A 233-nucleotide genomic window follows, 5' to 3' on the forward strand; every position below is an offset into this window, starting at 1 on the left:
GGCGAACCACCGCCCTCTTGGGGATCTCAGTCATGATGGACCACACGCAATCCGAAGCCCGCCGTCGCAACCACCTCCCGGAGGCCGTGGCGACCGAACTGGCGAAGTTCGAGCGAACGGACAGCGAATTTCGCAAGAAGGACCGCGAAGAGCGCGCCGCGGAACTTCACCTGCCGCTCGACGCGATCAATCTGCACTAGGCCCGACCGGGCGCCGGCTCGCGCGCGATCACA

Annotated in this window: 1 protein-coding gene; it reads left to right on the top strand. The window is 66.1% G+C overall.

From position 1 onward, the window contains the following. Window positions 1-200 (top strand): hypothetical protein (locus Q5L94_RS14185; RefSeq protein WP_317498989.1); only part of this gene is annotated, 200 nt, incomplete at its 5' end. Window positions 201-233 lie beyond the last annotated feature (33 nt).

The organism is Idiomarina sp. Sol25, assembly GCF_033052775.1.
In the GTDB taxonomy this organism is placed as follows: Bacteria; Pseudomonadota; Gammaproteobacteria; order Enterobacterales; family Alteromonadaceae; genus Idiomarina.